We start from the raw sequence: 5,246 nt of genomic DNA, 5'->3' as shown, positions 1-5,246 counted from the left end.
TCGATCATCACCTGGACGTTGTGCTTCCAGGCCACCTTGGTGAGCTCGCCCAGGGTCCGCAGCTCGGCGAACTGGGCCTCGTCGTTGGCGTCGGCGATCGAACCGGGGCGCAGGCCGTCGCCCAGCGAGAACGAGACGTCGTACGCCTTCATGATCTCGCAGATGTCCTCGAAGTGCTCGTAGAGGAAGTTCTCGCGGTGGTGGGCGAGGCACCACTTGGCCATGATCGAGCCGCCGCGGCTGACGATGCCGGTGACGCGCTTGGCGGTCAGCGGGATGAACGGCAGCCGCACGCCCGCGTGGATGGTGAAGTAGTCCACGCCCTGCTCGGCCTGCTCGATCAGGGTGTCGCGGAACACCTCCCAGTTCAGGTCCTCGGCGACGCCGTTCACCTTCTCCAGGGCCTGGTAGATCGGCACCGTCCCGATTGGCACCGGGGCGTTCCTGATGATCCAGTCGCGGATGTTGTGGATGTTGCGGCCGGTCGATAGGTCCATGACCGTGTCCGCGCCCCAGCGGATCGACCAAACCATCTTGTCCACCTCGTCATTGACGGTGGAGAGGACGGCCGAGTTGCCGATGTTGGCGTTGACCTTGACCAGGAAGTTCCGGCCGATCGCCATCGGCTCGAGCTCGGTGTGGTTGATGTTGGCCGGGATGATCGCCCGGCCGCGGGCCACCTCGTCGCGCACGAACTCGGGTGTGCACCAGTCGGGGATCTCGGCGCCGAAGCCTTCGCCGTCCTTGATGAAGGCGTCGTTCTGCTGGCGGCGCAGGTTCTCGCGGATCGCCACATATTCCATCTCGGGCGTGACGATGCCGCGGCGCGCATACTCGAGCTGGGTCACGGTCACGCCGGCCTTGGCGCGATAGACCCGGCGGGGCGCGTTGAACTGCGGCGCCAGGTGCTCGCCCTTGGCGAAGCCGTTGTCCTCGGGCTTCACCTGGCGCGGCGCCTCGACGATCTCGATGTCGCCGCGCGACACGACCCACGGCTCGCGGACCTTCGGCAGGCCCTTCTCGATGTCGATCTTCGCTGTGGGGTCGGTGTAGGGCCCCGAGGTGTCGTAGAGCGTCAGCGGCGGCTCGTTCGCCGACGGATGCACGGCCACCTCGCGGAACGGCACACGGATGTCGGGCCACTGCACGCCCGGCTGCCAGACCTTTTTCGACCCCGGGCGTTCGCCGGTGGGAATGGCGTCGGCGGCCAGCTTGCCGGTCGGCTTGTTCATCGTGCGCGTCCTCAAAAGCTCGGACGGATCACGGGCGCTGGTTGGGGTCGATGAGGGCCCTTCCCTTCGCCGGCATGACCCGGATCAGGTTCGACGGGTCGTGGGCTCACCCACCTCTCAGCCGCTCAAGCGCGGCCCCCCGAGGATGCGCAGAGATGTAGGCCTGTTGGCGGGCCGCCGCCACCAGAAATGCAGACGATGAACCAGCTCGGGCGTATGCTGGATAGACGGGGAGTAGCAGGAGACATGCCCATGAGGCTCGCCACCATCGCCCTGGCCCTGGGCGTCAGCGCCGCGGGCGCCGCCATCGCCGCCAAGCCCTCGCCGCTGGGCCCTCCGCCCCCATCGGGCGCTGGCCTGCCGGCCGGACAGTGCTTCCGCAGCCAGGAGATCCGCAACCACACGATCGGCGATCCCAGCACCCTCCTGATCAACGTGCGCGGCAAGGAGTCCTACCGGGTGACGATGCGGGGCGCCTGCCTCGCCGGGGCGACGGCGTCCGACCCGATCATCACGCGCAGCCCGCCCGGCTCGACGATCATCTGCAAGCCGATCGACATGGACGTCTCGATCTCGAAGGGCGGCTTCGCGACGCCCTGCATCGTCGACTCCATCGTGCGCCTGTCGCCGGACGAGATCGCCGCTCTGCCGAGGAAGTTGAAGCCGTAAGGCAAAGCCCTATTCTGGGCGCAGGGGGAGAGGCTTGGAGATCCGTCTATGAAGCTTCTGATCGCCGCCTTCGCCGCGGCCGCCATGTTCGGGACCGCGGCCTCGGCCGCCAAGCCGGCTCAGGAAGCGTCGCTTTCGGGCGACGACTGCATCCTGATGCACCTCGTCCGCAACCACACGGTCGTGGACCAGGACACCATGCTGATGAATGTCTATGGCAAGGGCGTCTATCGGGTGGACACCGCCCAGGCCTGCTTCCGCAGCGCCGTCTCGGCCGACCCGATCGCGTTCAACACCCGCGGCCGCGAGAAGATCTGCAAGGCCAGCCAGCTCGGCCTGCAGGCCCGCAGCGGTTACTGTGCCGCGCAGAGCCTCGTGAAGCTGACCCCGCAAGAGGTGGAGGCTCTGCCCAGGAAGTTGAAGCCGTAGCGGGAAGCCTATAGCGGGTGGGTCATGCATCTTGCCCGCTTCAATCCCGTCCGCTTCGCCCACCTGCCGACGCCGTTCGAGCCCCTGCCCGGCCTGACCGAGCACCTGGCGCGGCCGGGCGGAGGCGGGCCGGCGCTCTGGATCAAGCGCGACGACTGCACCGGGCTGGCCGGCGGCGGCAACAAGACCCGCAAGCTCGAGTTCCTCCTGGGCGACGCCCTGGCCAACGACGCCGACACCCTGGTGACGCAGGGGGCGACCCAGTCGAACCACGTGCGCCAGACGGCGGCGGCCGCTGCCCGCTTCGGCATGAGGTGCGAGATCATCCTCGAGGCGCGCACCGGCTCCAACGCCCAGGACTACAACCGCTCGGGCAATGTCCTGCTGGACGAACTGCTGGGCGCGAACATCCGCACTGTGCCCGGCGGGACCGACATGAACGTGGAGCTCGCCAGGACCGCCGCCGAGGTGGCCGATGCGGGCGGACGGCCCTACGTGATCCCGGGCGGCGGCTCGAACTCGATCGGCGCGCTGGGGTACGCAGAATGCGCGCTGGAGCTGGTGGCCCAGGCCAACGAGGCCGGGCTGGAGATCGACCGCATCGTCACCGCGACCGGCAGCGCCGGCACCCATGCGGGCCTGGTGGCGGGCCTGGCCGTCATGGGCGCCGACATCCCGGTGCTGGGCATCGGCGTGCGCGCCCCCAAGGAGGCCCAGGAGGCCAACGTCTTCAAGCTGGCCCGCGAGACCGCCGCCCTGCTGGGCCACGAGGACCGCGTGGCGCGCGAGATGGTCGTGGCCGACTGCGACTTCGTGGGCGCGGGCTACGGCCTGATCGACCAGGCGGTGATCGACGCGCTCAAGACCATCGCCCGCACCGACGGGATCCTCCTGGACCCCGTCTACACCGGCAAGGCGATGAAGGGGCTGATCGCGCTTTCGAACCGCGGCGACTTCGACGGCGAGACCGTGGTGTTCCTGCACACCGGTGGCGCGCAGGGCCTGTTCGGCTACCAGTCGGAACTGGAGGGGAAGCTCTGATGTCGGACGGTTCCCTGACGCTTGGTGTCCTGGGCGGCATGGGCCCCGCGGCCACCGTGGAGTTCCTGGCCAAGCTGCAGGCCTACACGCCCGCGGAGAAGGACCAGGACCACATCCGGGTCATCGCCGACATCAACCCCAAGGCGCCCGACCGCAACGTTCCCGGCTCGGGCGCGGGCGGCGTGCTGGCCGAGATGGCGGGGGCGCTCCGCGGCGCCGGCGCCGAGGTGCTGGCCATGCCGTGCAACACCGCGCACGCCCACGCCGACGTCATCCAGCGCGCCTCGGGCCTGCCGCTGATCGACATGATCGAGCTGGCCGCCGAGGCCGCCGGCCGCACGGGCGCCATGCGCGCCGGCGTACTGGGCACCAAGGGGGCGCTGAAGCTCTACCGCGAATACCTCGCCGCCCACGCTATGGGGCTCATCTCCCTGCCGCCCGAGCGGCAGGAGGCGTTCATGCAAAGCCTCTACCGGATCAAATCGGGCGACCTGGGCGACGACGTCACCCGCGAGATGCAGGGCTATGCCGAGGAGCTGCGCAAGGCCGGCGCCGAGGTGCTGATCGCCGGCTGCACCGAGGTGCCGTTGGTGCTCGACGACCACGACGTCCGCCTCGAACTGATCGATCCGGGCGACCTCCTGGCCCGCCACTGCGTCGCCGTCTGCCTGGGCTGGGAGCCGCTACCCCACGTGCCGGCTTAGAGCCGCGCCGCCCCGAAGGTGTCGCATGCCGCGGCGTCGCCCGCGTCCGCGCCCTTGCGGAACCAGCGCATGCGCTGCTCGGAGCTGCCGTGGGTGAAGGCGTCGGGCATGACCTGGCCCTGGCTCTTGCGCTGCAGGGTGTCGTCGCCGACGGCGGCGGCGGCGCGCAGGCCGTCCTCGATGTCTTTCGGATCCAGCGACACCTGCCCGCCCGAAACCGCCGCGGCGTTGGCCGCCCACACGCCGGCGTAGCAGTCGGCCTGCAGCTCCAGCCGCACCGAGCCGCTCTCCGCCCCCTTGGCGCCCATGCGCTCGGCCCGCGCGTTGGCGCCGGTCAGGTTCTGAACGTGGTGGCCGATCTCATGGGCGATCACATAGGCCCGCGCCGCCTCGCCGCCCGCGCCGAACTTCTGCTCCAGCTCCTGCCAGAACGAGAGGTCCAGATAGACCTTGCGATCCGCCGGGCAATAGAATGGCCCCATGGCCGACTGGCCCATGCCGCAGCCGGTGCCGGTGGCGCGGTCGTAGAGCACGATCGACTCGGGGCGCCGGTAGTTCTGGCCGGCCTCCTGGAATTCCCGGCTCCAGACCTCGTCGACATTGGTGGCCACGACATCGACGAAGCGGCCGGCCTCGTCGGCCGGCGTGCCGCGCACGCCCTCCTGCTGCTGCGCCTGGGGCGAGACGTTGCTGACCACGCCCATGGTCGTCGACGGATCGATGCCGAAGAAGAAGTAGCCCGCCAGCGCCAGCACGACGCCGCCGATGCCCAGGCCGCCCACGCCCACCGACCCCAGCCCGCGCCGGTCCTCGATGTTGCCCGAGCCCTCACCGCCGCCCCAGCGCATCAGCGGCGGTTCCGGGCGGCGTCCTGCACCCGCCGGTTGGAGTCGGCGAGGGCGGCGTCGGGGATGGATGGGAACCGGGCCGCGGCCGCGGCGGTCCCGCGGCGCGTCGAGGGTTCGTAGCGGAGTTCAGGCACGCGGGGCGCGCTCCTCTGCAGATCGGCCGACGCCTGGTCGGCCCGCAAGCGGGCCTCCAGCGCCATCAGCTGGTTGGACTGGTCGATGGCGCGCCGGTTCGCCGCTTCCTGCTGCATGCGCAGGTCCTCCAGCTGCTGAAGGACGGGCTGGGCGTAAGCGCCGGTGGCGGCGACCGCCAGCGCGGCGGC

At 70.2% G+C, this 5,246-nt stretch carries 7 protein-coding genes and 1 riboswitch; of the genes, 4 read left to right on the top strand and 3 right to left on the bottom strand.

Annotation, left to right across the window (positions count from 1 at the left end; genetic code table 11):
• A partial coding sequence (gene thiC / locus VGD44_RS22780; protein ID WP_331090675.1) for a phosphomethylpyrimidine synthase ThiC occupies positions 1 to 1,232 on the bottom strand: 1,232 nt, incomplete at its 3' end.
• Positions 1,233 to 1,276: 44 nt separating this feature from the next.
• A riboswitch (TPP riboswitch) is annotated at positions 1,277 to 1,384 on the bottom strand.
• Positions 1,385 to 1,484: 100 nt separating this feature from the next.
• On the opposite strand from thiC, the gene VGD44_RS22775 reads away from it, so the two are divergent.
• From VGD44_RS22775 to VGD44_RS22760, 4 genes are read left to right on the top strand one after another with little or no spacing between them, the layout of a single operon-like run.
• Positions 1,485 to 1,901, top strand: a complete 417-nt coding sequence (locus tag VGD44_RS22775; protein WP_331090674.1) for a hypothetical protein — start codon at positions 1,485 to 1,487, stop codon at positions 1,899 to 1,901.
• Between the two features lie 48 nt (positions 1,902 to 1,949).
• Positions 1,950 to 2,330 carry a hypothetical protein gene (locus VGD44_RS22770; RefSeq protein WP_331090673.1) on the top strand — a complete coding sequence of 127 codons (381 nt, stop codon included), beginning with the start codon at positions 1,950 to 1,952 and terminating at the stop codon, positions 2,328 to 2,330.
• 24 nt (positions 2,331 to 2,354) lie between these two features.
• Positions 2,355 to 3,371, top strand: a complete 1,017-nt coding sequence (locus VGD44_RS22765) for a D-cysteine desulfhydrase (protein WP_331090672.1) — start codon at positions 2,355 to 2,357, stop codon at positions 3,369 to 3,371.
• Positions 3,371 to 4,075, top strand: coding sequence for an aspartate/glutamate racemase family protein (locus tag VGD44_RS22760; protein ID WP_331090671.1), 705 nt, complete (start codon positions 3,371 to 3,373; stop codon positions 4,073 to 4,075). Before VGD44_RS22765 ends, VGD44_RS22760 begins: the two co-directional genes overlap by 1 nt.
• Here VGD44_RS22760 and ypfJ read toward each other — a convergent pair.
• Entirely contained in the window at positions 4,072 to 4,923 is an 852-nt protein-coding gene (gene ypfJ, locus VGD44_RS22755) for a KPN_02809 family neutral zinc metallopeptidase (RefSeq protein ID WP_331090670.1), read from the bottom strand. The genes VGD44_RS22760 and ypfJ overlap by 4 nt on opposite strands.
• A partial coding sequence (locus tag VGD44_RS22750; RefSeq protein ID WP_331090669.1) for a hypothetical protein occupies positions 4,923 to 5,246 on the bottom strand: 324 nt, incomplete at its 5' end. The genes ypfJ and VGD44_RS22750, both read right to left, overlap by 1 nt.

Source organism: Phenylobacterium sp., from assembly GCF_036402295.1.
GTDB lineage: Bacteria > Pseudomonadota > Alphaproteobacteria > Caulobacterales > Caulobacteraceae > Phenylobacterium.
Note: the sequence above shows the minus strand (reverse complement) of the source record. Positions and strands in the feature narration are given on the sequence as shown.